The 25,103-nt window shown below is 45.4% G+C and carries 24 protein-coding genes; 5 read left to right on the top strand and 19 right to left on the bottom strand.

Features of this window, described 5'->3' with window-relative positions; all coding sequences use genetic code 11:
• Window positions 1-40 precede the first annotated feature (40 nt).
• The 3 genes from CEF21_RS12515 to murQ form a co-directional block, all read right to left on the bottom strand.
• Window positions 41-1,087 carry a MupG family TIM beta-alpha barrel fold protein gene (locus tag CEF21_RS12515; RefSeq protein WP_123916829.1) on the bottom strand — a complete coding sequence of 349 codons (1,047 nt, stop codon included), beginning with the start codon at window positions 1,085-1,087 and terminating at the stop codon, window positions 41-43.
• Window positions 1,084-2,451 (bottom strand): PTS transporter subunit EIIC, encoded by a 1,368-nt coding sequence (locus tag CEF21_RS12520; protein ID WP_123916830.1) that lies wholly within the window; start codon window positions 2,449-2,451, stop codon window positions 1,084-1,086. Before CEF21_RS12520 ends, CEF21_RS12515 begins: the two co-directional genes overlap by 4 nt.
• A gap of 369 nt (window positions 2,452-2,820) precedes the next feature.
• Window positions 2,821-3,744: an N-acetylmuramic acid 6-phosphate etherase gene (murQ, locus tag CEF21_RS12525; RefSeq protein ID WP_123916831.1), complete on the bottom strand. Its 924-nt coding sequence runs from the start codon at window positions 3,742-3,744 to the stop codon at window positions 2,821-2,823.
• A 409-nt stretch (window positions 3,745-4,153) separates the two neighbouring features.
• Between murQ and CEF21_RS12530 the strand changes: the two genes are divergently transcribed.
• Window positions 4,154-5,671: a cryptochrome/photolyase family protein gene (locus tag CEF21_RS12530; protein WP_123916832.1), complete on the top strand. Its 1,518-nt coding sequence runs from the start codon at window positions 4,154-4,156 to the stop codon at window positions 5,669-5,671.
• A gap of 419 nt (window positions 5,672-6,090) precedes the next feature.
• Here the strand turns inward: CEF21_RS12530 and CEF21_RS12535 are convergent, their stop codons facing one another.
• The 4 genes from CEF21_RS12535 to CEF21_RS12550 all read right to left on the bottom strand — a co-directional run bounded on the left by CEF21_RS12535 (window position 6,091) and on the right by CEF21_RS12550 (window position 9,861).
• Window positions 6,091-7,830, bottom strand: coding sequence for a Xaa-Pro dipeptidyl-peptidase (locus CEF21_RS12535; protein WP_241156864.1), 1,740 nt, complete (start codon window positions 7,828-7,830; stop codon window positions 6,091-6,093).
• Between the two features lie 370 nt (window positions 7,831-8,200).
• Window positions 8,201-9,151 (bottom strand): TRM11 family SAM-dependent methyltransferase, encoded by a 951-nt coding sequence (locus CEF21_RS12540; RefSeq protein ID WP_123916834.1) that lies wholly within the window; start codon window positions 9,149-9,151, stop codon window positions 8,201-8,203.
• A gap of 45 nt (window positions 9,152-9,196) precedes the next feature.
• The gene (locus CEF21_RS12545) at window positions 9,197-9,457 is read right to left on the bottom strand and encodes a DUF1292 domain-containing protein (RefSeq protein WP_123916835.1); all 261 of its coding nucleotides are present in this window, start codon (window positions 9,455-9,457) and stop codon (window positions 9,197-9,199) included.
• A gap of 29 nt (window positions 9,458-9,486) precedes the next feature.
• On the bottom strand, window positions 9,487-9,861 hold the full coding sequence (locus CEF21_RS12550; RefSeq protein ID WP_123916836.1) for a nucleotide excision repair endonuclease: 375 nt from the start codon (window positions 9,859-9,861) through the stop codon (window positions 9,487-9,489).
• 166 nt (window positions 9,862-10,027) lie between these two features.
• Between CEF21_RS12550 and gpmA the strand changes: the two genes are divergently transcribed.
• Window positions 10,028-10,804, top strand: coding sequence for a 2,3-diphosphoglycerate-dependent phosphoglycerate mutase (gene gpmA, locus CEF21_RS12555; RefSeq protein ID WP_123916837.1), 777 nt, complete (start codon window positions 10,028-10,030; stop codon window positions 10,802-10,804).
• A gap of 58 nt (window positions 10,805-10,862) precedes the next feature.
• On the opposite strand, the gene modB is transcribed toward gpmA, so the two are convergent.
• The 11 genes from modB to CEF21_RS12610 form a co-directional block, all read right to left on the bottom strand.
• Window positions 10,863-11,522, bottom strand: a complete 660-nt coding sequence (modB, locus tag CEF21_RS12560; protein ID WP_123916838.1) for a molybdate ABC transporter permease subunit — start codon at window positions 11,520-11,522, stop codon at window positions 10,863-10,865.
• Window positions 11,522-12,298 (bottom strand): molybdate ABC transporter substrate-binding protein, encoded by a 777-nt coding sequence (gene modA, locus CEF21_RS12565; RefSeq protein ID WP_123916839.1) that lies wholly within the window; start codon window positions 12,296-12,298, stop codon window positions 11,522-11,524. The genes modB and modA overlap by 1 nt, the downstream gene beginning before the upstream one ends.
• A 25-nt stretch (window positions 12,299-12,323) precedes the next feature.
• On the bottom strand, window positions 12,324-12,557 hold the full coding sequence (moaD, locus tag CEF21_RS12570; RefSeq protein WP_123916840.1) for a molybdopterin converting factor subunit 1: 234 nt from the start codon (window positions 12,555-12,557) through the stop codon (window positions 12,324-12,326).
• Complete coding sequence (locus tag CEF21_RS12575; RefSeq protein WP_123916841.1) at window positions 12,554-13,027, bottom strand: molybdenum cofactor biosynthesis protein MoaE; 474 nt, start codon at window positions 13,025-13,027, stop codon at window positions 12,554-12,556. Before CEF21_RS12575 ends, moaD begins: the two co-directional genes overlap by 4 nt.
• Window positions 13,020-13,538 carry a molybdopterin-guanine dinucleotide biosynthesis protein B gene (gene mobB, locus CEF21_RS12580; RefSeq protein WP_123916842.1) on the bottom strand — a complete coding sequence of 173 codons (519 nt, stop codon included), beginning with the start codon at window positions 13,536-13,538 and terminating at the stop codon, window positions 13,020-13,022. The genes CEF21_RS12575 and mobB overlap by 8 nt, the downstream gene beginning before the upstream one ends.
• Window positions 13,502-14,785 (bottom strand): molybdopterin molybdotransferase MoeA, encoded by a 1,284-nt coding sequence (locus CEF21_RS12585; RefSeq protein WP_123916844.1) that lies wholly within the window; start codon window positions 14,783-14,785, stop codon window positions 13,502-13,504. Before CEF21_RS12585 ends, mobB begins: the two co-directional genes overlap by 37 nt.
• Before the next feature lie 11 nt (window positions 14,786-14,796).
• Entirely contained in the window at window positions 14,797-15,813 is a 1,017-nt protein-coding gene (locus tag CEF21_RS12590; protein WP_123916846.1) for a MoeB/ThiF family adenylyltransferase, read from the bottom strand.
• Between the two features lie 88 nt (window positions 15,814-15,901).
• Window positions 15,902-16,705, bottom strand: a complete 804-nt coding sequence (locus tag CEF21_RS12595) for a formate/nitrite transporter family protein (protein WP_123916848.1) — start codon at window positions 16,703-16,705, stop codon at window positions 15,902-15,904.
• Between the two features lie 415 nt (window positions 16,706-17,120).
• The gene (gene moaA, locus CEF21_RS12600; protein WP_123916850.1) at window positions 17,121-18,128 is read right to left on the bottom strand and encodes a GTP 3',8-cyclase MoaA; all 1,008 of its coding nucleotides are present in this window, start codon (window positions 18,126-18,128) and stop codon (window positions 17,121-17,123) included.
• A gap of 21 nt (window positions 18,129-18,149) precedes the next feature.
• Window positions 18,150-18,950, bottom strand: coding sequence for a formate dehydrogenase accessory sulfurtransferase FdhD (gene fdhD / locus CEF21_RS12605; protein WP_123916852.1), 801 nt, complete (start codon window positions 18,948-18,950; stop codon window positions 18,150-18,152).
• A 15-nt stretch (window positions 18,951-18,965) separates the two neighbouring features.
• Window positions 18,966-19,310, bottom strand: coding sequence for a Na-translocating system protein MpsC family protein (locus CEF21_RS12610; RefSeq protein ID WP_123916854.1), 345 nt, complete (start codon window positions 19,308-19,310; stop codon window positions 18,966-18,968).
• Window positions 19,311-19,639: 329 nt separating this feature from the next.
• On the opposite strand from CEF21_RS12610, the gene fdhF reads away from it, so the two are divergent.
• The 3 genes from fdhF (at window position 19,640) to CEF21_RS12625 (ending at window position 24,207) form a co-directional block, all read left to right on the top strand.
• A complete protein-coding gene (gene fdhF / locus CEF21_RS12615; RefSeq protein WP_123916856.1) occupies window positions 19,640-22,582 on the top strand; it encodes a formate dehydrogenase subunit alpha in 2,943 nt (980 codons plus the stop codon).
• 13 nt (window positions 22,583-22,595) lie between these two features.
• Window positions 22,596-23,078: a helical membrane plugin domain-containing protein gene (locus CEF21_RS12620; protein ID WP_123916858.1), complete on the top strand. Its 483-nt coding sequence runs from the start codon at window positions 22,596-22,598 to the stop codon at window positions 23,076-23,078.
• A 79-nt stretch (window positions 23,079-23,157) separates the two neighbouring features.
• Window positions 23,158-24,207: a P-loop NTPase gene (locus CEF21_RS12625; RefSeq protein WP_123916860.1), complete on the top strand. Its 1,050-nt coding sequence runs from the start codon at window positions 23,158-23,160 to the stop codon at window positions 24,205-24,207.
• 88 nt (window positions 24,208-24,295) lie between these two features.
• Here the strand turns inward: CEF21_RS12625 and CEF21_RS12630 are convergent, their stop codons facing one another.
• Entirely contained in the window at window positions 24,296-25,093 is a 798-nt protein-coding gene (locus tag CEF21_RS12630) for a hypothetical protein (protein WP_123916862.1), read from the bottom strand.
• Between the last annotated feature and the right edge of the window lie 10 nt (window positions 25,094-25,103).

Raw genomic sequence — 25,103 nt, forward strand, 5'->3', positions numbered from 1 at the left:
ATCATCGTAATCGTCAGCAAGGAACCTATTGTTTTTCGTTTCAACGATCCCATCCCCCTAGTCTTTTATTTTCTTCATCTTGTATAAACAGAAGTTTCTGGCCGGGCTGAATGAGTTCGAGAAGCGGCAGATCCGACTCGGCTGTCCACCCAATGACGTTGACGCGTTCATCCGCCGGAAGATGATGCTTGACGATTTGAATTTCCCCCCTGTACCTGCCGTACAAGTCATTATCCATTGTCAGACTGCCTGCTTTTCTGGCCACGCACCGAAACGGAGGAACTGAATCTTCCGTTCTCGTATTCAATAACCGGATCACATCCCTTGAAAGATCCGGTCTTACCTTATAATTCTTTTTTAATGGTATGTCCGATGAAATCTTAATTTTGATGGTATTTTCACAGGAATAAAGCAAAAGGTCCTCAAGCAGCCCATCGCTGAAATCGGCATCTCCGATAAAAACGTGATCAGTATCCAGTTGCTGAAGCTCAATAGCCGCATGAACCGGATCCGCCGAGCGGTGTTTCTCAAGTGTCGGCAGACCTTCAAACAGCGGTCCCCGTTTTGCCATTCTGCCTGGTATAAAAGCGGCCGTGGACATTCCATACTGCTTGAAAAGCTGATTTTGCTTTCTGAAAAAGGCGTCATCAAGCCCCGTTTCTCTCCTCGGATAAAAATTGTGCCAGGCAACGATTGAATCCGGTGCCGCACCATGAGAAAACAGATCTTGAAGTTCCCGTTCAAAAAGAATGCTTGCATTGACCGCAATCGAAAATTCTTTGCTTATTTCTGCAGCTTCCATAGCTTTAAATCCATCATCCAAGCGCAGTCCAGTGACGCCGAGTGACTTTAAGCTGGAAAATGAGGACAAGCCAAGCTTGGCAGGGGTTCCTGCAGATACATCTGCAAAAACCTGAATCCCTGCTTCCTTAGCTGCTGCAAGAAGGACTTTGGCTTTTTGGGCCATATCCCCTTTGTCCTCCGGGATATGAAGGGAGGTAAAGGCGTGCTTTACCCCAAGCCTTCCAGCCTCCCAAATCCTTTCCTCTGCCTGCTCATCGTGAAGATAAAAGGAAATGCCAATCATGAAAACTCACTGGCCATTTCATCTTTAAACCCGAAGAAGTATGTGATAAAGAAACCGGCTGCGTATGAAATGAGAAGTCCAAGCAAATAAAGGACAATTTCATTTAGCGGAATCAGGAATGCGAGTGGAATTCCTGAAACCCCGATGCTCTTGGTCGCGATATGGAAATAGGCCTGAAAAGCTCCGCCAACCCCTGCTCCCAGACATGCAGTCAGGAATGGACGTCCAAGAGGCAAAGTGACCCCGAAAATTAGCGGTTCGCCAATACCCAGCATGCCTGCCGGAAGCCCGCCTCCGATTGCGCGTTTCAACCGTTTCTTTTTTGTTCTGGCAAAGATCGCAAATGCCGCCCCGACTTGACCGGCACCGCCCATCGCAAGGATCGGCAAAAGAGGATCGTTGCCGATGGAGCTAAGCAGTTCAAGGTGAACAGGAGTCAAACCTTGATGGAGACCTGTTACGACAAGCGGCAGGAACGTTGCCCCCAGTACGAACCCTGCTCCCGGACCGCCTACATCTAAAATGGTCAGCAACCCTTTCGTAATTCCTTCAGAAATCCAGCCCCCAACAGGCATAAATACGATATAGGTGACCAGTCCTGTAACGAGCAAAGCAATCGTCGGAGTGATAATGATATCAAGAGACTTCGGAATAAATTTGCGGACTCTTTGCTCAATAATCGCCATAAATATTGCGGCAAACAAAACACCTACAAGACCGCCCCTGCCCGGAAGAAGGTTCTCACCAAACAGGGAGATGCCGGCTATAGCCGGATTAATGATCAGAATTCCAGCGAGAGCACCGAGAGCCGGGGATCCGCCAAATTCCTTTGCCGCATTGTGTCCGACGAGAATTCCAAGATAGGCAAACAAGCCTCCCCCGATTGCTGTTAAAATAAGTGCGGTTTGAGATTTATCAGAGAGCCATCCGGCTTGAATAATGGCTTTTGAAATGCCGGTAATAAGTCCTGATGCGACAAGCGCAGGGATTAGCGGAATAAAGATATTCGATATTCTTCGTAAAAATTGCTTGAACGGAGTGGCATTCTTTTTGTTCATCGCCTGTTTATTGACAGCAGCCGTTTTCTTTAAATCAAGTTCTTCCGGTTCGCCGGTCAGTTTTCCGAATTCCTCTGCTACTTGATTAACGGTTCCCGGTCCGATAATGATCTGCAGCGTGTCTTCAATAACGAGTCCGAACACCCCGTCGATTCCTTTAATTCCTTCTGGATCCACTTTGGATTCATCATGCACATTCACTCTGAGCCTTGTCATGCAGTGAGCATACGAAGCAACGTTCTCTATGCCGCCGAGTTTTTCTAAAATCTTTTCTGCAAGAATTTTAGATTGATCCCCTTTTCCCATCAAAAACCCTCCCCCAATGAAGTTACTGCTGTTTTTCTTTTCTTTATCGTTTGTGCGGTCCATATACTGAACGATTTTGCTAAATGGATTGGCTGGAACAGGACATCCATCCTATCCAGCTGAGACAGCCGCGAAAAGCCGCTGCGTCCATAAGAAGCTGAATGGATAAAGGCATGCACAGAGCAGACAATTTAGATTGGCCGGAATTTGTCAGTTCTCACCTCCTTATCGGCTGCAAGATCCTATCAGGTGTTTCGCCTGAATAAGCAGTCGCTGAAATGTAAATCTGGAAAAGCAGGACGGATAATTTTGATCAGGAGCAATTTCTGTTCCATTGCAATTAAGGAAGTTAGCGTTAATCTGCTATTGTCACAATTGAACATCCTTCTCCTCAAAAGAAGAAATGGCCAATCTTGTGTTTCCGCTGCTCCTTTCAAGCAGCCTCTGTGCAGAATCAGCATCTGAATTTGTCTTAATCATGACAATGGCTTTTTTCACCTGATTGTCTGCTTTTTCAAGCATTTTTTCAGCTTTCTCATAGGAGACCCCTGTTACGGTTTCAATGATGGAAATCGCCCTTTCCTTAAGCTTGTTATTGCTGACATGAACATCGATCATCAAGTTCTCGTACACTTTCCCGATCCTGATCATTGATGCGGTAGAAATCATGTTTAATATCATTTTTTGAGCGGTCGCTGCTTTTAGCCTTGTTGAACCAGTCAAAACTTCAGGTCCTACCACAGCTTCAATTTTGTAATCCGCATAACCGCTTATGAAAGCGCCTTCATTACACGATAGCGCAACCGTATGAGCCCCTGTTTTTCTCGCGTATTCCAATGCGCCTGCCACATACGGCGTTCTTCCGCTCGCTGCAATTCCTATAACCGTGTCTGCTGCTGAAAGATTGAGAGACATTAGATCCTTTTTTCCTTCTTCCGGTGAATCCTCCGCTCCTTCTACTGCTCTTTGAAAAGCCCCTTCTCCACCGGCTATAACCGCTCTTACCTGCTCAGGTGAAGTGCGGAAGGTTGGAGGACATTCCACTGCATCCAGGACGCCAAGACGTCCGCTTGTGCCCGCCCCTGTGTAAATGAGCCGACCGCCTTTTAAGAAAGAATCCACAGCACATTCGACTGCCTTATTGATCTCAGGCAATACGGTTTCAACCGCGTATGCAACTTTCTTATCCTCATCGTTCATCATTTTGAGCACTTCCATTGGACTGGCTGTATCCAAGTTCATGGATTGATTATTGCGTGTTTCAGTAATTAATGTCCGTAAATGCTTCTCCATCAGTTTTGTAGCCTCCTGATCAAAACCCTTAATATTCTGAATATTCACACCTAACTATAATTATACGTCTATGTAAATATTTATTTCAATTGTTTTTTAAAATTACTGAAATTTCATTTCAAATTCTGAGATATGTATCGGGTACATTGTCTAATTGGCTTTCTTCTATTTGAGCCTATGGAAGGATACTTGCTGAAAGATCATTTAAACACCCTCATTGCTCATATTTCCGTGTATAGAAGCCTGCTTTTTTTCCGTCATTCCACGTTCTCCTTCTCAAGCACGAATTCAGAATTGATGGCTGCAAGTGAAGCCGCCTGAAATAAAGCCGGTTAAATGTGCCGCATTTGTTTAAAAAACGGGTGCGGCAGGAATGGGAAATAGAGAACAAAAAGGAGGGTGCGGCAGGATGAAAACCGTGTGGGTATTTGGCCATCAGCTGACCATGAAGTTAAAGGGAATTCAGGAAATGGATCCTTCAAAAGATATTATTCTGATGATTGAAGCAAAATCCCGTTCCCGGTGGCAAGATTACCATAAGCAGAAGCTGGTCCTTCTGTTTTCTGCCATGAGGCACTTTGCCGAGGAATTGAAGGAACATGGATATAAAGTCGATTACAGAAAATGTGATTCTTTTGAAGATGGATGGAAGGAGCATGCTGACCAATTTAAACCGGATGAAGCCGTTCTTCATCTTCCGGCTGATGACAAAATGAGAACAGCACTGAAAAAATGGAAAAAGGACCAAAAAATACAGGTTGAATTCCTGGAAGAAAATGCGCTCTTTTTAACAAGCGAGGCGGACTGGAAGAATCTTTTGCCCGATAAGGAAGAGTGGAAACTGGATCCTGTATACCGGAAGCTCAGGAAAGAATTCGGCATTTTAATGGATGGGGATAAGCCTGAAGGAGGCAAATGGAGCTTTGATCAGGAAAACCGGAAGCCGCCCAAAGAAGGACTTGAATTTAAAAAAACTAAAGCAGTCCGCCCTGATGCCATTACGAAGGACGTAATAAAAGAGGTATCGGAGGTATATGGCGACAATATCGGATCACTCGAATCTTTTCACTGGCCTGTCACAAGAAAGAAGGCAGAGGAAGCATTCCGGCATTTTTTAAAGCACCGATTACAAACATTTGGAGATTACCAAGATGCCATGATGGAGGAGGAGCCATTCATGTCCCATTCTCTTATTTCCAGTGCGTTGAATATCGGCCTGCTCGATCCGTTGGATATACTGGAAAAAGCAGAAAAAGCTTACAGGGATGGAGATGCACCGCTTGCGTCCGTTGAAGGATTGATCCGCCAGATTCTCGGATGGAGAGAATACATGAGGGGTGTGTATTTGAGGAAAATGCCGGGATATGCGAAAGTGAATGCGCTAAGACATCAGCTTCCAATTCCGGACTTTTTTTGGACTGCCGAAACGAAGATGAATTGCGTCCATCAAGCTGTCAAAAGTGTCATTGAGCATGGCTACAGCCATCACATTCAGCGTCTTATGGTACTCGGCAATTTTGCAGCACTGGCCGGAATTAAGCCTTCTGACGTTTCCGACTGGTTTAATGAAGCATATATCGATGCCTATGACTGGGTAGTCCTGCCGAACGTTTTGGGAATGGCCCTTTACGCGGATGACGGTTTGATTTCAACTAAACCTTATGTATCCTCCGGGAACTACATAAATAAAATGAGCAATTATTGCAGCAGCTGTTTTTATCAAGTGAAAAATAAAACCGGAGATAAAGCCTGTCCCTTCAACTCCTTGTATTATGATTATCTGGACCGTCACGAAAAAAAGCTTTCCTCTAACAGCCGGATGAAATTCAATTACAAGAACCTCGGGAAATTAAGCAAAGACAGCAGAAAAGAAATTCTGGAAAGGGCGAAGGAAGTCAAGGAGCTGATGAAAAAGGGAGAATTGTAGAAAGAACATGACGTTTAGGGAGTCATTCTGCATAGCTGTTATATAATATATAGGCTATGTTAAAGCCTGATATTGATTTTTAACCCCTGTTGATTGGAGCGGAAGGCGTGAGACTCCGTGCTGAGAGCAGCGGGACAGGTGAGACCCCGCAGTGGCGGAGCCAGGAGGAGGCTCACCGCCCGCCCAAGGATAAGCGAACGACTGCAGCGTAAAACAACAGCCAAGTTTAACAGAGCTAATAAATAAAAACCCAGGATCGGCCATACAGACCGCGTTCCTGGGTTTTAATTTGAACATTTTTTCATAATCAGGGTTCAGCCTTCAGCATTCAAAATGTATGGATCTGCTGCTCATTCAGCCTTTCCTTTGCAGCTGCGCTTTTCCAATAAGAATGCGGATTATTGCTCTCATCCAAAAACTTAAAATCCTTCCGTTCCATTCTTTACAGGAAGAATGATATGGCTCTTGGATAAATCAACTTCAATTTTTGTTCCCGCTTTTGGTCTGATGGTATAGTCATAATCACTTGAAACAAGCACAATTCCCACCTTATGGCCTTTTTCGAAAACGTAATCATCCGGCTGCATGTCCCAAGTAAATGAATAGCGTTTTCCAGGAGTGAGCGCCTTGGATCTAAAAGGAGAATGGGCGTTTTGAGGATCCATCCAGCCTCTTGTTACAATGCTTGTTTGATGGTCCTGACTATAGTCAACAAGCAAGGCGGTCAAGTTCGCAGCCGGTTTATCAATGGATGCCTGAATGCTCACCTCAGGCGTTCCGCTGATCCGAAGCGGCTTCATCAGCTCATTTGTGACAAAGGCAAGCCTGTTTTTGTTAGAATCAGCAGGATTTTTGACTAATTCTTCTGCATGAATCGCAGTGTCATCTGTAAAGGATTGAATATGATTCTGCTTAGCTCCCGGCTGCAAACCAAGCGCACCGGCACCCGTATCCCCGCTTCCGGACAGATACAGTTTCACATCCGAAGTTTTTTTAGCAGGCCATGCACCTTCTTTATGCCAGCTTTTGTCTTCACGCTGAATATCGACGATGGGACCCTTCATGACATCATTTTTCACATCATAGAGATAATAATCGAACCATTTGTTCAAGGTCAAAAGCCACTCATCTCTTCTAAATGAATAAGGACTTGCGTGGCCTCCCTGATGAAGCCACAGCTTTCTTGGAACATGGTATGTACCAAGGTTTTCCCAGAGCTGGGCGAATTGCTTCGTTTTTACGTTCCAGTCATTTAACCCATGGACCATCAGAACACTTGCCCTGAAATTATGGGCTTTGCTGGCATAATCCCTTGACTTCCAAAACTTATTGTAATCCCCTGATGCGCGGTCCTGGCCTTCTGTCAGCTCATTCATTACCGGACGGCAGATTTCAGGGTTTTCTCTTGTTAAAATCGCTTCTGCCATGTTATCCGCATCTTCTCCCGGATAACCGCCTGGTGCGGTAACCGCTCCATTTGCACGGTAATAGTCATACCAGCTGGAAATCGCTGCGATGGGAACGATGGTTTTTAAGCCTTTCACTCCTGTGGCTGCTACGGCATTCGGAAGCGTTCCATTGTATGAAACGCCGGTCATGCCGACATTCCCTGTCGTCCAGTCTGCCTTTATCTTTTTTCCGTTCCCATCATAGGCTGCAGCTGTTCCGTTCAGCCAGTCGATCACTGCTTTCGTACCGAGAATTTCCCGTTCATCACCCGTAGTGGGACATCCGGTCGACCTGCCTGTTCCAATGCTTTCAGCAAGGATTACTGCATAGCCTCTCGGGACGAAGTAGTTGTCATAGTAGCCTGGAAAATCGGCAGGTGCCGGCGTTTGAAGCTTCGCCTTCTGCCCGCTTTTTTTCACAACACTTAATTCATGGTTTACATCATAGACCGGCACATTTTTTATTCCTGCCCGGTATGGACTCATTTCATAGATAACCGGTACCTTTAACCCACGCTCTGTTTCTTTCGGCCGGATAATATCTGCATGCACACGGTCTTTTTTCCCGTCATGGTCGCTGTCTAAAGGGACTTCTACAAAAACCGTTTCTGTTATTGCTTCATCGAGCGAGAAAACAGGCTGCGTCATCCCATCCTTCACAGAGATTGCCGGAATGTTTCCGCCATTCGGCGGGCTTGCCCCCATCAGCATCGAAACAGATAATACGGAACAGCCTATTACGCTAAATACTTTTCTCAATCCTACATCTCCCCCCATTCATATTTTGAAGCGCCTCTCATTCTACTAAATCCGGGCTGAAAAATATGTTGGATTTTGATAGAGAAACGAGATTCAAGACTAAAGTAATGTATTCCGCCTCGAAAATAGGATAGTATTTAGGATTGATTTTTTTTGCTGCTTTCCGCTGGACACCTTTCAACTGAAGCGATTTGTAATCCCCTGCTGCACGATGGAAGCAATTTAGGTAAATCTCCCTTTTGTCATTAATAGACAGAAAAAAACCCGGGACTGGCTGTGCCAGAGCTTCCGGGTTTCTTAATGTATCTTTTTAAGGCAATTCCTATTTGCATACCAATATCTCTCTTGAAAACTTTCCTTTTATAGCCTCGCCGCGGTCGATGATTTCCAATCCGGCGTTCCTTACATATTCATCAATTGGATCAATGGTCACAAACACACACTTATCTGCAATGCGCTTTGCATGTTCAATAATGGAAATCTGTTCCTTTACAGTGATGTGTGTATATAAATTATAAGGCAAGTCGATAATCGCGACATCATAGCGGCCCGTTGCTTCTTCAATTGGACCGATAAATACAGGGGCATCAAATCCAAAATGAGCGATGTTTTCACGGGCTCCCGTTACCGCTAGGGGGTTCATATCTCTTCCTGTAATCGGGATTCCCATAGATAGCGCTTCAACCAATACATTTCCGATTCCGCAGCATGGGTCGATGACAGACATACCTGCCGGGGCCGGTACCGCAATGTTCACAAGAGCTCTTGCTACCTTAGTGCTTAATGCAGTTGAATATTGACGCGGTTTTTGAATGTGGCGCAGCCATACTGCCTCGCTGCGTTCATATGTCCCGAAGTACCAGCGGCCGCCTGCAGCTGCGACACCGAACAGGCGGTCAGGATGATGAACATCCGCTTCCGCATCGATGCTTTGGCCAAGCTCTCTTTCAATCATTCTTCTTTCGTTATATGCAATGGTTCCTTCTTCAGTCTGGCTTTGTTTCACGCAAATGATCTTAAAGGTTTGATCTCCCAGCTGAATTTCCTTAAGTGCGCCGCTGATTTCAGCGAGGGACTCCCCCTCATAAAGAATATCAATCCGCTCTCTTATAAAAGGGCTCCTGCCAACCGGAATCTGCCGGTCACTTTTGAAGAGATGTTCAGGTACATCTCCTCCAAACAGGGATCTCAATTCAAGCTTGCATAAAGATTCTTCTTCCCTGCTATATGTATACGTATAAAGATAGGAATCTGTTGTTTCCATGCCTCTCATCCTTTACATAAAAAAAGAGAGGCGCGCCCCTCTTTTTTCACATGATTAACCGATTTGGGTTTCAAAAGCTGATGTCACAGCTTCGAATTCCTCATCATTTTCGATTTCAGACAGTTCTCCATCTTCTTCTACGCGAAGGAAAAACAGTTCAATGTCCTCTTCCGTTTCGTTTGCGATATCTTCTGTAAAGCTGACAGCCGCGTATTGCTTTCCGTCCATTTCGGCTGTCGCCAAAACTTCAAGCTCCTGCTCATCGCCCTGATCATCTTCAATCAGAAAAACATCTCCTACTTCCACTTTATCCATGAGACTACCTCCTCTAATCGTTCCTGATCTTAATTAAAGAAAACCTTGTCCACGTTGTATTTTGCTTTTTCCTTATTAATGGCATACGTTTCGTAAATTTCACGCTCGACTGGGTCTTCAACATAGCAAATGGCAATTTCAGCAATTTCATCCCGGTGATTCTTTACAGCTGACACATTGTCTTCAAAATGTTTTTTAATGCGAAGTCTGAGCTTCCGCGCTTTGCCGACAAACAGCAGTTCATCATTTAGGTTGTAAAACATGAAAACTCCGCCTTTGTCCCGCGGGATTTTCAAATAGTCGGTGAAACCGTATTTGCTGATGATGTCAATTTCTCCCGGCTCGCCTTTTTGATCATTTTTTCTTAACACCAAGTCTGGTGATGGCATACTGATTTTTATCATCGTAACTCACTTCCTGCTTCTGCTGAATAGTTTCTTTTGAACTTTAGTATTATCTCATAACATGAGCGGTTATTCCACTATCTATCTGATCCATTCGCTTTAGCCAGGCATAGAGGCGCTTGCATTGGTTCATGATAATGGTTAGGCAGCTGGAAAGGTGGTAACCATGATTAAATTAGTGCTGATCCGTCACGGACAAAGCAGATGGAACGTGGAAAATAGATTTACAGGGTGGACGGATGTGGATTTATCCGAAAATGGTCTGCAGGAAGCCAGGGAAGCCGGACTCATTTTAAAGAAGAATGGATTTGTTTTTGATGTGGCTTATACATCCGTATTAAAAAGAGCGATCCGGACTCTTTGGATTGTCCTCCATGAAATGGATCAAATGTGGATTCCGGTTCATAAGTCCTGGAAATTAAATGAACGGCATTATGGGGCGCTGCAGGGACTCAATAAAGAGGACACCGCGAAAAAGTATGGAGCGGACCAGGTCCTCCAATGGAGAAGATCCATGTATGAACGGCCGCCTGCTCTTTTAGAAACGGATCAAAGATTTGAAGCTAACGATCCGAAATACAAAGACATAAAGCCTGGAGACTTTCCGCTCACTGAAAATCTGCAGGATACAGAAAATCGAGTGCTTTCAGTTTGGCATGAAAAAATGGTCCCTGATATGAAAGCCGGCAAAAGAGTCATTATTTCCGCTCATGGGAATACACTTCGCGCGCTGATGCAGTATTTGGATCAAATCCCCCCTGATGGCATATCGAATTTAAACATTCCTACAGGCATTCCCTTAATTTACGAATTGGATGAACAGCTGAAACCGATTCATCATTATTATCTCGGGATGGATGGTGCTTTACCTGAAGGGGAAATTCCGCATCATATCACCCACCGTCCTGAAATTGATGGCGACAAGCAGCAATCGTTTCATTAAAAAACGCTCAGCATCATGGCCGGGCGTTTTTTTGCATAGCAATAAAAACCTTTTCCGGTTAGTTTCTTTTATAAAATGAAACGGCTGAAAGCATAAGAAAGGAAATTCCGATGATGGATAAAACCCACATCCAGGCAAGAGGCATATTGCCGGAATCGATCGCCATGTATATAGCGGTTGGAACCGTTTGAGTCCTGCCCGGAATATTTCCTGCAAACATCAGGGTCGCTCCAAACTCTCCCAAAGCCCTGGCGAAACTTAAAATGACTCCGGTTACGATTGAGCCGGACGCCAGAGGGAGCGAAATGTGAATAAGCACTTTTCTCTGATTCGCCCCATCTACTTTTGCGGCATCTTCAATATCTCTGTCAATCGATTCCAGTCCGGTTTTGGCCGACTGGTACATGAGCGGAAAAGCGACAACAGATGAAGCGATGACTCCTGCCCACCATGTAAACATAACGGGAGAGCCGAAAAGCCAAATTATAGTCTGGCCAACGGGGCTTTTGTTTCCAAAAAAAACAATTAAGAGAAACCCCACAACGGACGGCGGCAGGACAAGCGGAAGAAGCAGAACGGTTTCAGCTGCCGCTTTCCCTTTAAACGGTTTTCTTGCCATCCATACAGCTGCTCCTATACCTGTAAAGAACACAATAATGGTAGAAACGATGGCAATTTCAATTGAGAGGCTGACTGGAGCCCAAAATGACTCGGCCATTATTTGGCGCTTACTTTCGTAAACCCATACTTTTCAAAGGTTTTTGCGGCTTTGCTGCTATTCAGAAAGGTATAAAAAGCAGCAGCTTCCTTTGGATGGGAGGTCTGTTTCATGATTCCGAGAGGATAAACAATTGGGGAATGCGAGCCTTCAGGCGCAGCTGAAGCAATCCTTACCTTTTTGGATACGGCTGCATCTGTTCGATAAACAATCCCCGCATCAGCGTTACCGGTTTCTACATAATTCAGAACTTGTCTCACATCTTTTCCATAAACCATCTTCCCGCTCAGCTTCTTCCATTTCCCCAGGTGCTCAAGACTTTCTTTCGCATAGCGGCCGGCAGGAACCGAGTCCGGACTGCCTATGGCAACTGCCCCCTCTACATTCTGGATGTCCTGAAATGACCGGATTGATTTCTTGTCTTTTGATGTAATGAGGACAATTTCATTTCCGATTAAATCCGTTTCATGTTTTTCATCAATGAGCCCTTCTTTTTTCAGCTGATCAAATGGTTCCTCCGCTGCAGAAAAAAACAGGTCTGCAGGTGCTCCTTGTGAAATTTGCTGTTTTAACGTTCCAGACCCTCCAAAATTAAAGGAGACGTTAATATGCGGATTCCCATTACTGAAGTTTTTATCAAGCTCTGTCAGCACATTTTTCAAGCTAGCGGCTGCAGAGATTGTGATTTCAGCCGGTTTTTCTTGTTCTTTACTTGCCGCACATCCGCTCATCACAAGCATAGCGATAAGTCCAGTCAGGACCATCTGTTTTCTCATATGTATATCACCCTTGGTTATTAATTCAGCCGCCGCTTACCGGAGGGATAAAGGCAACCGTGTCCCCAGCTTTGACGATTTCATCATCCGGTACGAAGCTTTCGTTCACAGCAGCCATGGAGTGCTGAAAAGAAGATCCCGGATAGTCTGTTTCCAGCTTTTCTTTCAGTTGCAAAACGGTCAGATTTTCAGCTGCCACTTCAAGCTGTTCTTTGCCGATCCATTCTCTATTCGCTGCAAAAAGCAAAACCTTGATCATGATCCTTCCCTCTTTTCTGGAGGCTTCCCATCCGGATAAGATTGTTTTTCAAGCTGATCTCCTATCCACTTCGTTCCATCCTCCCAAAATTCTTTTTTCCAGATCGGCACGATTTGTTTGATTCTCTCGATCGCATATTCATTTGCTTCATAGGCAGTCTTTCGGTGAGGGGATGAAACAGCAATCACGACCGCTATATCGGAGATTTCAAGCCGGCCGATTCTATGTGTGATAGCGGTCATCGCATCGGGCCATTTCCTGGAAATTTCCTCCCCGATTTGAGCAAGCATTTTTACCGCCATCGGGACGTATGCCTCGTATTCCAAATGAAGAGTCCTCTTCCCGTTTGTGAGCTCCCTGACAGTCCCGATAAACGTTGTAATCGCTCCGGCTTCCCGCCTTGTCACTTTTTCAATTAAATCAGCCGGCTGAATCGGCTGTTCAGTGATCCTGTATAAAGTCTCATTCACTTTGCTTTCTCACTTCTTTCATTAAAAAATCAATATATTGATCTTCATCTTCTCTTTTAAAAAGCTTTATCCCATTTAATCCTGTCAATGGAATACTTGTGATCACACAAACAACTCCGGCGAGCTTGCTGATCAGGTTTACATCTTCTTCCCTGCTGATTAATACGGCTTTTGGGAAAGGCTTTTCTTTATAGCCCTCTATAAACAGAACATCAAGCTGGAAGAACGAATACAAGTCCAGCAGTTTTTCAGGCGAAAAATTATGCATTTTAGCAGCAAACTGCAGGACTCCTTCTCCCTCGGCTCCTGAAAGCACCGCTCCCGCCTCAAAATGCTTTGTACTATCTTTGAATGGGAGCTCAGGTGTTCCGCCGTGTCCGTGGTGCTTAAGAGATCCCGCTGAAAGGCCTGACGCTGCGGCCCGTGCGATTAGCTTTTCCATCAATACGGTTTTTCCGCTATTCTGATAGCCGACTACCTGTAGGACGGCAAAATGTTTTCCCACGGCCATTCACTCCCTGACACGTCATTCAAAAGGAAAGCATCAACAGTCATTCCCTTTTCATACCCTCTCGTCCCGCCTGGCAATACAATAAAGGTATCCGCTTCGGCCAAAGAAGAAACCGCGCTTGATTTGTTAAATCCGGATGGTGTAACAGTGACACTTCCCGATTCATTAAATTCAAGCTTTCCCCTCACAAACCGCATAAAAGGATTGGCTTTTTTAAAATCAGCGCCCAAAACCGCCTTGATTTTTTTCAAATGCGGATGTCCGCTTCCCAATCCGATTCGAATGACCGGCCTTACAAACAGCTCAAAGCCTACATAGCAGGCGGAGGGATTTCCTGACAGGCCAAACAACAGCTTCCCGTTCCATTCTGCAGCCGTTGTGACACTTCCGGGCCGCATCGCCACTTTATTGAAAAGAACAGCTGCGCCGAGTTTCTCATAGATGGCAGGCAGATAATCATAATCACCGACTGATACACCGCCTGTCGTAATCAGCATATCCACTTGTTCTATAGCGTTTTTGATGGTTTCAAAACACGTTTCAAACTCATCGTCCAGCTTGCCGAAATAACGGACATCGGCCCCTGCTCTTTCCAGCTGTGAAAAAATCATATACGCATTGCTGTTACGGATTTTTCCTGGTTCCAGCGGTTCATCCACATTTAAGAGTTCGCTTCCTGTTGCGAGCACTCCGACGACGGGTTTTTTTGAAACGGGGACCTCATGATAGCCAAACGTTGCAAGCAGTGCAGAAATACCGGCGTGAATCGGAGTTCCTTTTTTAACAAGAACCGTTCCTTTTTCGGTATCTTCACCCCGGAACGAAACATTTTCTCCTTTTTTATAGGAACGATTAAGTTCAATCATTTTTTTCCCGCTGATGGTATGTTCCTTAGCCAATTCAAGCATCACGACCGCATCGAATCCTTCAGGAATGGCAGCGCCTGTCATAATCCGGACAGCCTGGCCCGGCTCTGCCGGCTTCAAGTAAAGGGATCCTGCACCAATTTCTCCCGCGACTTCCAGCATAACGGGATGGCCGGATTCTGTATCTTCCGACCGGACGGCAAATCCGTCATAAGGAGACCGGTCAAAAGCGGGTACATCATGGTCCGCCGTTAAATCCTCCCCTAAAAAACGGCCATATGCCTGTTCGATCGGAACCATCTCAATTTGTTCGGATTTTGCAAGGGATGCCACTTTTTTGACTGCTTCACTTACCGGAATCGGTGTTCTTTTCTCGAGCATGGTTTTCCCTCCTAGCCAAGGAATTGATAGTACAGTTTTTTTGCGGTTTGAATATCACTTGTTCCATGAACAAAAACACGGCCATCCTGAAAAATCACCAGCCGGTGATTCGGCAGGGTGCAGGAAAGCAGAAAAGGATTCCGGACGATTGGCCCATGAACAAGAAGCCTCTGCTCAAGCTGATCGAAATCACGGGCAATTCCTTTAGGCGGGCGGATTTGAACCGTATCCCTACCGCACAGCACTTCTGACTTTGTCTGATATTCATATTGCAGATGCGGAAATACAGGGTGGGTACCGCATGTCGGACAGTTGTCTTTCTTTACTTTATCAAATTTAAAGGAAAAATGCTGATTGTTCCACAAATCAAAGCTGATAAACGTCTCTCTGATATGTTCACTGTCTTCTGCCAGTATTTTCAGTGCTTCACCAATTTGATAAGCGGCCGTCATTTGAACAGCGGGACTGATGATTCCTGCTGTATCACATGTTGCAGCCGATACAGGAATCCGGTCAAGCAAACAGTTCAGACAAGGTGTTTTTCCCGGCAGGATATTGCACGTTACACCATAGCTGCCGACGCACGAGCCATATATCCACGGGATGCTGTATTTATGGGCTAAATCGTTCAAAATAAACCGGATATCAAAATTATCGGCGGCATCAATGATGAGATCTATATCATGCAATAGTGGTTCAAGGTTTTCCGGACCTGCATCTGCTACAATAGCCGTTACTTCGACATCTGAATTGATCAATGACAGCCTTTTTTTGGCTGCCAGCGCTTTCGGCATTTTTTCTTCCGCATCTTTTTCTTCATAAAGCTGCTGTCTTTGCAGGTTGCTCCATTCTACATAATCGCGGTCAATCAGTGTTAGCTTGCCGACGCCCGCTCTGGCAAGCATTTCAGCGGCCGCGCTCCCCAGTGCGCCGGTCCCTGTGATCAACACGTGTTTGCTTCTGATTAAGCTTTGTCCTGCTTTTCCTATAGGAGCAAACAATTGCTGTCTTGAATAGCGGTCGTCCATTATGCGTTCCTCCACTCTAAAAACATTATGTATCGCTTTGAAGGTGTAAAGGAGGACTGGCTGTAAGAAAGCCAGTCCCTTTTCTCCCTTATGAAACTTTTTTAGATTTCATTGATGGCTCCATTTTTTGCTTGTAGTACGTTGTAAAATACGCCATTCCTACAAAGATGGCACCGCCAATGATATTCCCGATTAAGGTTGGAACGAAATTCCCAAGGTAGTCCATCCAGGTAAAATGCCCGGCAAAGATTGCCGCTGGAATGACAAACATATTGGCGACAACGTGCTGAAAACCAATGGCGACAAAAGCCATAATCGGAAACCAGATGCCCAGGATTTTGCCCCCGACGTCTTCCGCCCCAGTAGCAAGCCAGATTGCTAGACAGACAAGCCAGTTGCATCCAATGGCCGATACGAGGGTTTGTCCGAATGACTCTTCAATTTTAGCGCCGGCGATCGCAACAGTCTTATCCAGGAAAGGGCCTGTTTCTGTCAGACCAACGACATGTCCGAAAAAGTAAGCGACAAATAAGGCCCCAATGAAGTTTGCCACAATCACAAAGATCCAGTTTACTCCAAGGTCTTTTAAAGAAATCTTTTTCGCGTAAAGCGCCATCGCGACGGACATAATGTTCCCGGTGATCAGTTCTCCTCCTGCCAGGACAATCAGCATAAGTCCTACAGGGAAGACAGCGCCGCCTAACAAGGAGGCAAAACTGCCCCACTCCGGAGGAAGATTGCCGATTACCCGGATATCAAGCAGAAAACCAAGGGAAATAAAAGCCCCTCCAAGAAATCCAAGAATCCATAGCGCAGGCATCGGCAATTTCGTTTTGCTTACTCCTGCTTCAATCGTTCTTTCTGCAATTTGCTGCGGCTTTAAATAGGCCATTTTCCTCTCTCCCATCTTCTAAATAAAGGCTATGTTAAAGCACGTCGTTGATTTTTTTACACCTGTTTATTGAAGCAGAAGGCGTGAGACTCCTGTGGGTGCAGCGCAACAGGTGAGACCCCGAAGTCGCAAAGCGGCGAGTAGGCTCACTGCCCGCCCAAGGATAAGCGAACGACTGCAGCGCAATTCAACAGCGATGCTTAACAAAGCTAAATAAAAAGGCAGCACTCAAGCGACCTCTTCCAGGGAAAGGGCCGGCGAATGCTGCCAAATTCTGCTGCAGATCGTTGCAGCAAAATCATTGCATCATTTTTACAAAATAGAAAATAAACACAACTTGCCTATTTCCCATCATTGCTCAAACAATCCTATCCTACCAGAAAAAAGATGAGAAAGCTAGACAATCTAAAGGCACTCAGCCGCCGATATGAGACATCTCCACTTTGGATCCGCCTGTTTTTCCTTCTCTCCGTTCATCCGAATATCGATCCGACCTCTTTGACCAGATGGAAGAAATCACTTGCAGGAGTTCTTGATCATTTTGACTGGAGCGAAGCAGCTGTTTTAAGTCATATCCGTCTGAAGCGAACAGACATGTATACAGCTTTCCTTCAGCCGATACCCTGGCTCTCGAACAGCCTGAGCAAAATGAATCCGTAACAGACGAGATGACACCGATTTCCTGTCCATCATCTGCATAGCCATATCTGGATGCCACTTCACCGGGATAGTTTGGATCCAGCTGGCTGAGCGGCATGGCCTCTCCGATTCTATCGATTATCTCATGCTTCGAAATCACTTCTTCCATTTTCCAGCCATTCGTGTTCCCGACGTCCATATATTCGATAAAGCGAAGAATATGCTGCTGTTCCTTGAAGTATTTTGCCATCGGAAGAATATCCTGATCATTCTTTCCTTTTTGAACGACCATATTTATTTTGACTTGCAGGCCTGCTTCTTTAGCAGCCTGAATACCATCCAATACCCTTAATACGCTGCTTTTATTCCCATTCAGGCTTCTAAATCTCTCTTCATCCAGGGAATCAAGGCTGACGGTGACACGGTGCAGTCCTGCTTCTTTAAGAGCGTGTGCCTGCTTTTTCAGCAAAGACCCATTTGTTGTGATGGCAATATCCTTAATTCCTTCAATCGCTCTCAATTTTTTTATCAATACAGGAAGATCTTTTCTTAAAAGCGGTTCTCCTCCCGTTATCCTTACCTTCTCAACGCCAAGCTCAGCAAACGTTCTGGTCAGACGTTCTATTTCATCGAACGATAAAATGTTATCGGACGGCAGGAATGAATAATCCGGTCCGAAAATTTCTTCCGGCATACAATAGCGGCACCGAAAATTGCAGCGGTCTGTAACAGAAATCCGCAAATCACGGAGCGGACGCTGAAGTGTATCCACAGCTTGTTTCATAGCAGTTCCTCTCCTTTCAGTTCATTGTCCATCCAGGATAATCCGTTCAGGACAGGTATAAATATTCATGGAATCGTTGCGGATGAAACCGGCAGCTGTGATGCCGAGCTCTTCTGCAAGATTTAATGCAAGCTCGGTTGGTGCAGATTTGGACAGCACGATTTCACAGCCTATTTTCGCTACTTTCAGCAAAATCTCAGAGGAAATCCGCCCGCTGAATACAATGATTTTATCTTCAATCGAAATTCCATTTCTTAAGCAGTATCCATATATTTTATCTAAGGCATTATGGCGTCCGATATCCATTCTGCTCAAAATGATCCCATTTACGTCGCACAGTGCTGCATTATGGACGCCGCCGGTATTTTTAAAGGTCGTAGCAGCATGCTGCATGTCTTTCATCAGTCTGAAGCAGTCATCAGGAGTTACTTTTACGCGGATGCCATTCATCTTTTTTGCTGTCAGAGCATCATTGACAAAAACAAATCCCTGTCTGCTCATCCCGCAGCACGATGTAATATAGCGCTTACTTTGGAAATTTTGTACGAAAGGATTGAGATTGTCGGTTTTAACATGGACAAACCCCTCTTTTTCCTGCAGCCAGATCTCTTTAATATCCTCATGCTTTTTGATAACTCCTTCGGATGCTAAAAAGCCGACTACCATATCTTCGATGTACTCAGGTGTACAGACCATTGTGACAAATTCCTGCCCGTTCACTTTAACGGTTACAGGAAATTCTGTGACAACCCGGTCTTCAACTGATTCCGCCCGGCCTTTTGAGACCCGGATAATCTTTCTTTTCACTTCTTTCTGCTCCATTAGGCTACTCCTCATTCAAACGATATTCTTATCAAAAACAAAAACCGATACAGCCATGTTCTCTTCTACTTTTATGTCAGAAAAAAGATGCACAAGCTTTGCACCCATTAACTCTTCCATACCCTCTGGAGGGCTCACTGAATACACATCCTGAATCATTTTCGTTCTTGCAGAATGAATCATTTCTTTTCCTTCAGGCGATTTCGACAAAAACAGCTCGGTCGGGGTCAGATTCCCGTACAGAGTCGAGACCGCCATATTCTCTACGAATACGGTATGAATCCGCTCAGGGCCCTTTCCGAAAAGCTCTTTGCGAAGTTTTCTAATCATATCGTTAAATTCATGTATGACATTTGCCATGAATCCATCTCCCTTAATTCTTTAGCTGGCTTTCGTAATTTTTCTATCATAAATCATAGTCTGCAAAAATAAAAGGCTTTACCGGCGATTGGCCAATCCCCCTTGTAAGTATTGTATCTTTCGAAAAATGAGTCTATAATAGCCGTATTGATGGAACCGCAGTAGTGCGCTGCTGCGCTTCTATCGTCTAAGAAAACGAAATGGCTTGGACTGGTTCTTTAGCAAGATCTGCTAATCAATTATTCCACCATGTATTGAGTGCTGTCCATTTTTTGGCTCATTCAATCATGGTGGTTTTTTTATGTCCAAATTCAGAAAGGAGCAGCAAAATGAGTAATTTGACGATCAGTGTAAAAATTAACGGTGAAAATTACGAAGCAAAACCAGGATCTTCCATTCTTGAAATTTTGAATGAACAGCACATTCAGCATCCGCAAATATGCTATGTACCTGAAGTGGACCCAATCCAGACGTGTGATACATGTATGGTGGAGGTGGATGGAAAGCTTGTGCGGTCATGTGCAACGTGTGCCTCCGATGGGATGGATATTCAATTGAGCTCGCCTGCAGCGAAGGCAGCCCAAACAGAAGCAATGGACCGGATTCTTGAAAATCATTTGCTGTACTGTACGGTTTGCGATAACAACAACGGAAACTGCAAGCTCCATAATACAGCTGAATTCATGGAAATTGAGCACCAAAAATATCCGTATACCCCAAAAGTCGATCTTGATGATGTAGACATGTCTCATCCATTTTACCGGTATGATGCCAATCAATGCATTGCCTGCGGCCAGTGTGTGGAAGTGTGTCAAAACCTTCAGGTCAATGAAACCCTCTCGATCGATTGGGAAGCAGACCGCCCCCGTGTGATATGGGATGATGGAGCAGCAATCAATGATTCATCCTGTGTGAGCTGCGGACAATGTGTAACGGTCTGCCCATGTAACGCTTTAATGGAAAAATCCATGCTTGGCGAAGCAGGCTTTATGACAGGACTTAAAAGCGACATGCTCAGTCCGATGATTGATTTAGTAAAAGAGGTAGAGCCTGGCTACAGCGGCATTTTCGCCATTTCTGAAGCGGAAGCTGCAATGAGGGATACCCGTACGAAAAAAACGAAAACTGTCTGCACATTCTGCGGAGTGGGCTGTGCGTTTGAAGTCTGGACAAAAGACCGTAAGATTCTTAAAGTTCAGCCGGTTGACGATGCTCCCGTTAATGCCATTTCTACTTGTGTAAAAGGGAAATTCGGCTGGGACTTCGTCAATTCCGAAGAGCGCATTACGAAACCGCTGATCCGTAAAAATGGCGCTTTCGTCGAAGCAAGCTGGAAAGAAGCACTTGATCTTGTCGCAAGCCGTCTTGGAACCATTAAAGAAAAGCACGGGGAAGGCTCCGTCGGCTTGATTTCTTCTTCCAAAATAACCAACGAAGATAACTATGTAATCCAGAAGCTTGCCCGTCAGGTTTTTGAAACGAACAACGTGGACAACTGCTCCCGCTATTGTCAATCCCCTGCCACAGACGGATTATTCCGTACGGTAGGAATGGGCGGCGACGCAGGTACAATCAAGGACATCGCTAAAGCAGGTCTCGTCATCATCGTCGGCGCCAATCCGGCTGAAGGACATCCGGTTCTGGCAACACGCGTTAAACGGGCCCATAAACTGCACGGACAGAAGCTCATTGTTTCTGATCTGCGCAAAAATGAGATGGCGGAACGATCTGACTTGTTTATCAGTCCAAAACAAGGAACAGACCAGGTGTGGATTATGGCCGTTACGAAATACATGATGGATCAAGGCTGGCATGATCAGCGCTTCATTGATGAAAATGTGAATTTCTTTGAAGAGTACAAGGAAGTACTGGAACGATACACACTTGAGTATGCCGAGAAATGGACGGGAATTACAAAGGAACAAATGATTGAAATTGCCGAAATGATTCGCGACGCTGACGGCACATGCGTGCTTTGGGGAATGGGCGTCACTCAAAATACCGGCGGTTCCCATACTTCTGCAGCGATCTCCAATCTATTGCTTGCAACAGGAAATTACCGCCGTCCGGGTGCCGGCGCATACCCTCTTCGCGGACATAACAACGTTCAAGGAGCATGCGACATGGGTACGCTGCCAGGCTGGCTTCCAGGCTATCAGCACGTAACCGATGATGCTGCCCGTGCAAAATTTGAAGAAGCGTACGGTGTAAAAATCAGCAGTACCCCTGGACTGAATAACATTGAAATGCTCGGGTCGATCGGTGCCGGTAAAATGAAAGCTATGTACCTTGTCGGGGAAGACATGGCTTTAGTCGATGCTGATTCAAACCATGTGGATGAAATTCTCTCAAGCCTTGAATTCTTCGTGGTTCAGGACATCTTCCTTTCCAGAACCGCCCAATATGCCGATGTCGTTCTGCCGGCGGCTCCTTCTCTTGAAAAAGAAGGAACGTTCACCAATACTGAGCGCCGGGTCCAGAGATTGTATCAAGCCCTTCCAACACTTGGCGACTCCAAGCCGGACTGGTGGATTGTTCAGGAAATTGCCAACCGTTTAGGAGCAAACTGGAATTACACGCATCCGAGCGATATTTTCGCTGAAATGGCTTCCCTGTCTCCATTGTTCGGGGATGCAAGCTATGAAGTGCTTGAAGGCTGGAACAGCTTCCTATGGGGCAGCTTTGATGGAAAAAGCACGCCGCTTCTTTATACAGACGGATTCAATTTCCCGGACAAAAAAGCCCGTTTCGCGCTTTCCGACTGGGTAACGCCTGCAGAGTTCCCTGATGAATATGACCTGAATATCAACAACGGACGGATGCTTGAGCATTTCCATGAAGGAAACATGACGAACAAATCCAAAGGAATACAAGCAAAGGTTCCGCAGGTATTTGTAGAGGTCTCCCCTGCTCTTGCTAAAGAGCGCGGAGTGGAGGACGGTTCAGTGGTTCGCCTTGTTTCTCCTTTCGGTGCTGTTAAATTGAGTGTTCTCGTAACCGACCGGGTTAAAGGAAAAGAAATCTATCTTCCGATGAATTCTGTCGATAAAGAGACGGCCATCAACTTTTTGACTGGACCGATTTATGATACAGAGACGAATACACCAGCCTATAAACAAACAAAAGTACGGATGGAAGTGCTCGGGGAAAAACGCAAGATGCCGCTTCCAAGCACGAATCCGAGAAACAAAAAGCGCTATCCTCAGAACGGCGTGGAAGTAGAACGCAAATGGGCTCGTCCGGGCTATGTGCATCTGACTACGGAGAAATAAGGAGGGAATACAAATGGCAGCTCCTATTACAGAAATCAGAAAACCTCAATTAAGCGAGGAAGAAGTCAAACAGCAAAAGCTTGAAGATTTAAAGACATTGCTTGCTGAAAATGAAACGGCTTTGGCAAAAATGATGGAAATCGCAAGCGAGCTGAACAGCATCGGCGTTCTTGACGCAGCTGACCATATGCTGCTTGCTAAAGACGAAATCGCTAAAATTGCTCTCGGACAGGTCTCCCGCAAACCGGTGACGAACCTTCTCAATACGCTGCTCGGCGCAACAGGGGCCTTGATGAAAGCCGATCCTGAACAAATGACAAAGCTTTTAAACAGTGCGATGGCCGGTATGAATGAAGGCAGCAAATACCTGGAATCGGAAAAGAAAGTGACCATTATGGATCTCTTAAAAACCCTTAACGACCCGGATATAAACCGGGCAATCGGCTTTGGCCTCCATTTCCTCCGCGGAATGGGAAAAGACTTGAAAGAAGATTGACTTTCTGACTGAAAAGAAGCCCCGAGGCGCTTCTTTTCAGTCTTTTTCAATCGATGCTGTCCGAAAGGAATGATGAAACATGACAAATGAACAAATACTGAATGCATTAAAGCATGTTAACGACCCAGAATTAAATAAGAGCTTAGTCGAGTTAAACATGATCCGCAATGTGCAAATCGATGGAGACCATATCCGGCTTGAAGTGGTACTAACCATTTCAGGCTGTCCATTGAAAACCAAAATTCAAGAAGATATCGAAAACGCTCTATATAAAATCGGAGCATCTAACGTCACCCTTACTTTCGGATCGATGACTCCTGAAGAACGCGCTGCCTTAACCCAGTCGCTTAAAAGAGAAACGACGGCCGAGAATGGCATGCCCGATATGCTCCGCCCTGATTCAGGGGTTACGTTCCTTACTGTAACGAGCGGTAAAGGAGGCGTCGGAAAATCGACCGTGACCATTAACCTGGCCGCTGCCCTTGCGAAAATGGGCAAAAAAGTAGGTATCCTTGATGCCGATATTTACGGGTTCAGCATACCGGCTATGCTGCAGGTAAAAGATAAACCAACGATGATTGATCAAACAGCCATTCCGGTGGAAAGCTACGGGGTCAAAATCATGTCTATGGCCTTCTTTGCGAATGGAAACAGCCCTGTCATGTGGCGTGGTCCGATGCTGAATAAGTGGATCAAAAACTTCCTTGTTAATACGCACTGGGGAGAACTCGATTATCTGCTTCTCGACCTTCCTCCAGGAACGGGAGATGTGGCGATCGATGTGGCGGCTATGATCCCTCAGTCAAAAGAAATCATTGTCACCACCCCCCATATGGTCGCTTCATTTGTCGCCTCCAGAGCAGGGACAATGGCTATGCATACGAAACATGAAATTGCCGGAGTCGTTGAAAATATGGCGTATCTCGAAGAGTCAGACGGAACGAAACGCTACCTCTTTGGGAAAGACGGCGGAGAGATGCTTGCTAAGCAGCTTCAGACCAGCGTGATTGCAAGAATCCCATTCGGCCATCCAGAGGAACGCGTAACGGAAGGACTTTATAAAGAAGAATCAATGCCTGGGGAAATGTTTAAAAGCCTGGCTGAGCATTTTCTTCATTTAAATCAGTAGGTTAGCACGTTGCTTTCTGCTGAATGGAACCGGCAGCAGCAAAAGAAAAAGGGAGGAAAGCCTGAGCGCTTCCTCCCTTTCTCTTTGATTATTTCACCTCCACTGTATAGGGAAAAACATGGACCTTTCCCTCGAACTTAAATTCAGCCCATATTTTGTAGATCCCAGGTTCATCAAACTCCGTTTCAAATTTTGTTTCTTTTTGGGATTTAGGGTGCACATGCACATAGTTCTCTCCCATTTCATCGAGAATGACCACATGCCCGGCTGCGCCCAGGTAGGGTTCTGGTTCGCCGTGATCAAAGGAAAAAGCAAGTGTTACCGGCTCATGGACGCTCAATTTTTCCGGACTCATGACCGCTGAGAATTTGGAAGATTTCTTTACAAACCTTTCATCCGGTTTTAAATGATCATGTTTTTTTTCGGCAGATGAACCAATTTTCAATGGAATAGGCTTTACCTTATAACTTGAATCCTTCGGTTTGACATCAACGAACGCTTTGTAGCTTCCGTCCGGAAGACTTTGCTTCGCCTCATACACACCGTCTCCTGTTTTAGATGGGTGGATATGGCGATATTGCTCGAGATCTTCACTTACGACAATTACATGCATCAACTTTTCATGGCTGATTTCGAGATGGTCATATGGTTTGCCTTCCTGATCCTTTAACCTGATTTGAATGGTCTTTTCTATATAGGAAGCAGATGCTTTAATCTCACTTCGGTCCCCTGGGCGATTTTCATGGCTTCCATGAGGGGCTTCGTGAAGGGAATGTTTTTCTTCCGCTTTTGATTTCACCGAATCTCCTTCAGACATAAAGTAAATTCCGGTCACTGCCGCTAAAATGGCAGCGGCTGTGATTCCCCACTTCCAGATAACCGACATTGAGATTCCT

Source organism: Bacillus sp. FJAT-42376 (assembly GCF_003816055.1).
Lineage (GTDB): Bacteria > Bacillota > Bacilli > Bacillales > Bacillaceae > Metabacillus_B.

Excerpts from the sequence above, each read along its gene's own strand:
- CEF21_RS12530 (WP_123916832.1), top strand. The coding sequence starts at position 4,154 with ATGAAAACCGTGTGGGTATTTGGCCATCAGCTGACCATGAAGTTAAAG.
- CEF21_RS12550 (WP_123916836.1), bottom strand. The coding sequence starts at position 9,861 with ATGATAAAAATCAGTATGCCATCACCAGACTTGGTGTTAAGAAAAAAT.
- moaD (WP_123916840.1), bottom strand. The coding sequence starts at position 12,557 with ATGATCAAGGTTTTGCTTTTTGCAGCGAATAGAGAATGGATCGGCAAA.
- fdhF (WP_123916856.1), top strand. The coding sequence starts at position 19,640 with ATGAGTAATTTGACGATCAGTGTAAAAATTAACGGTGAAAATTACGAA.
- CEF21_RS12620 (WP_123916858.1), top strand. The coding sequence starts at position 22,596 with ATGGCAGCTCCTATTACAGAAATCAGAAAACCTCAATTAAGCGAGGAA.
- murQ (WP_123916831.1), bottom strand. The coding sequence starts at position 3,744 with ATGGAGAAGCATTTACGGACATTAATTACTGAAACACGCAATAATCAA.
- CEF21_RS12540 (WP_123916834.1), bottom strand. The coding sequence starts at position 9,151 with ATGAGAGGCATGGAAACAACAGATTCCTATCTTTATACGTATACATAT.
- CEF21_RS12515 (WP_123916829.1), bottom strand. The coding sequence starts at position 1,087 with ATGATTGGCATTTCCTTTTATCTTCACGATGAGCAGGCAGAGGAAAGG.
- fdhD (WP_123916852.1), bottom strand. The coding sequence starts at position 18,950 with ATGGAGCAGAAAGAAGTGAAAAGAAAGATTATCCGGGTCTCAAAAGGC.
- modA (WP_123916839.1), bottom strand. The coding sequence starts at position 12,298 with ATGAGAAAACAGATGGTCCTGACTGGACTTATCGCTATGCTTGTGATG.
- CEF21_RS12595 (WP_123916848.1), bottom strand. The coding sequence starts at position 16,705 with ATGGCCTATTTAAAGCCGCAGCAAATTGCAGAAAGAACGATTGAAGCA.
- moaA (WP_123916850.1), bottom strand. The coding sequence starts at position 18,128 with ATGAAACAAGCTGTGGATACACTTCAGCGTCCGCTCCGTGATTTGCGG.
- CEF21_RS12520 (WP_123916830.1), bottom strand. The coding sequence starts at position 2,451 with ATGGGAAAAGGGGATCAATCTAAAATTCTTGCAGAAAAGATTTTAGAA.
- CEF21_RS12590 (WP_123916846.1), bottom strand. The coding sequence starts at position 15,813 with ATGGACGACCGCTATTCAAGACAGCAATTGTTTGCTCCTATAGGAAAA.
- CEF21_RS12625 (WP_123916860.1), top strand. The coding sequence starts at position 23,158 with ATGACAAATGAACAAATACTGAATGCATTAAAGCATGTTAACGACCCA.
- CEF21_RS12545 (WP_123916835.1), bottom strand. The coding sequence starts at position 9,457 with ATGGATAAAGTGGAAGTAGGAGATGTTTTTCTGATTGAAGATGATCAG.
- CEF21_RS12610 (WP_123916854.1), bottom strand. The coding sequence starts at position 19,310 with ATGGCAAATGTCATACATGAATTTAACGATATGATTAGAAAACTTCGC.
- CEF21_RS12630 (WP_123916862.1), bottom strand. The coding sequence starts at position 25,093 with ATGTCGGTTATCTGGAAGTGGGGAATCACAGCCGCTGCCATTTTAGCG.
- mobB (WP_123916842.1), bottom strand. The coding sequence starts at position 13,538 with ATGGCCGTGGGAAAACATTTTGCCGTCCTACAGGTAGTCGGCTATCAG.
- modB (WP_123916838.1), bottom strand. The coding sequence starts at position 11,522 with ATGGCCGAGTCATTTTGGGCTCCAGTCAGCCTCTCAATTGAAATTGCC.
- gpmA (WP_123916837.1), top strand. The coding sequence starts at position 10,028 with ATGATTAAATTAGTGCTGATCCGTCACGGACAAAGCAGATGGAACGTG.
- CEF21_RS12585 (WP_123916844.1), bottom strand. The coding sequence starts at position 14,785 with ATGCTCGAGAAAAGAACACCGATTCCGGTAAGTGAAGCAGTCAAAAAA.
- CEF21_RS12535 (WP_241156864.1), bottom strand. The coding sequence starts at position 7,830 with ATGCTGATGGGGGCAAGCCCGCCGAATGGCGGAAACATTCCGGCAATC.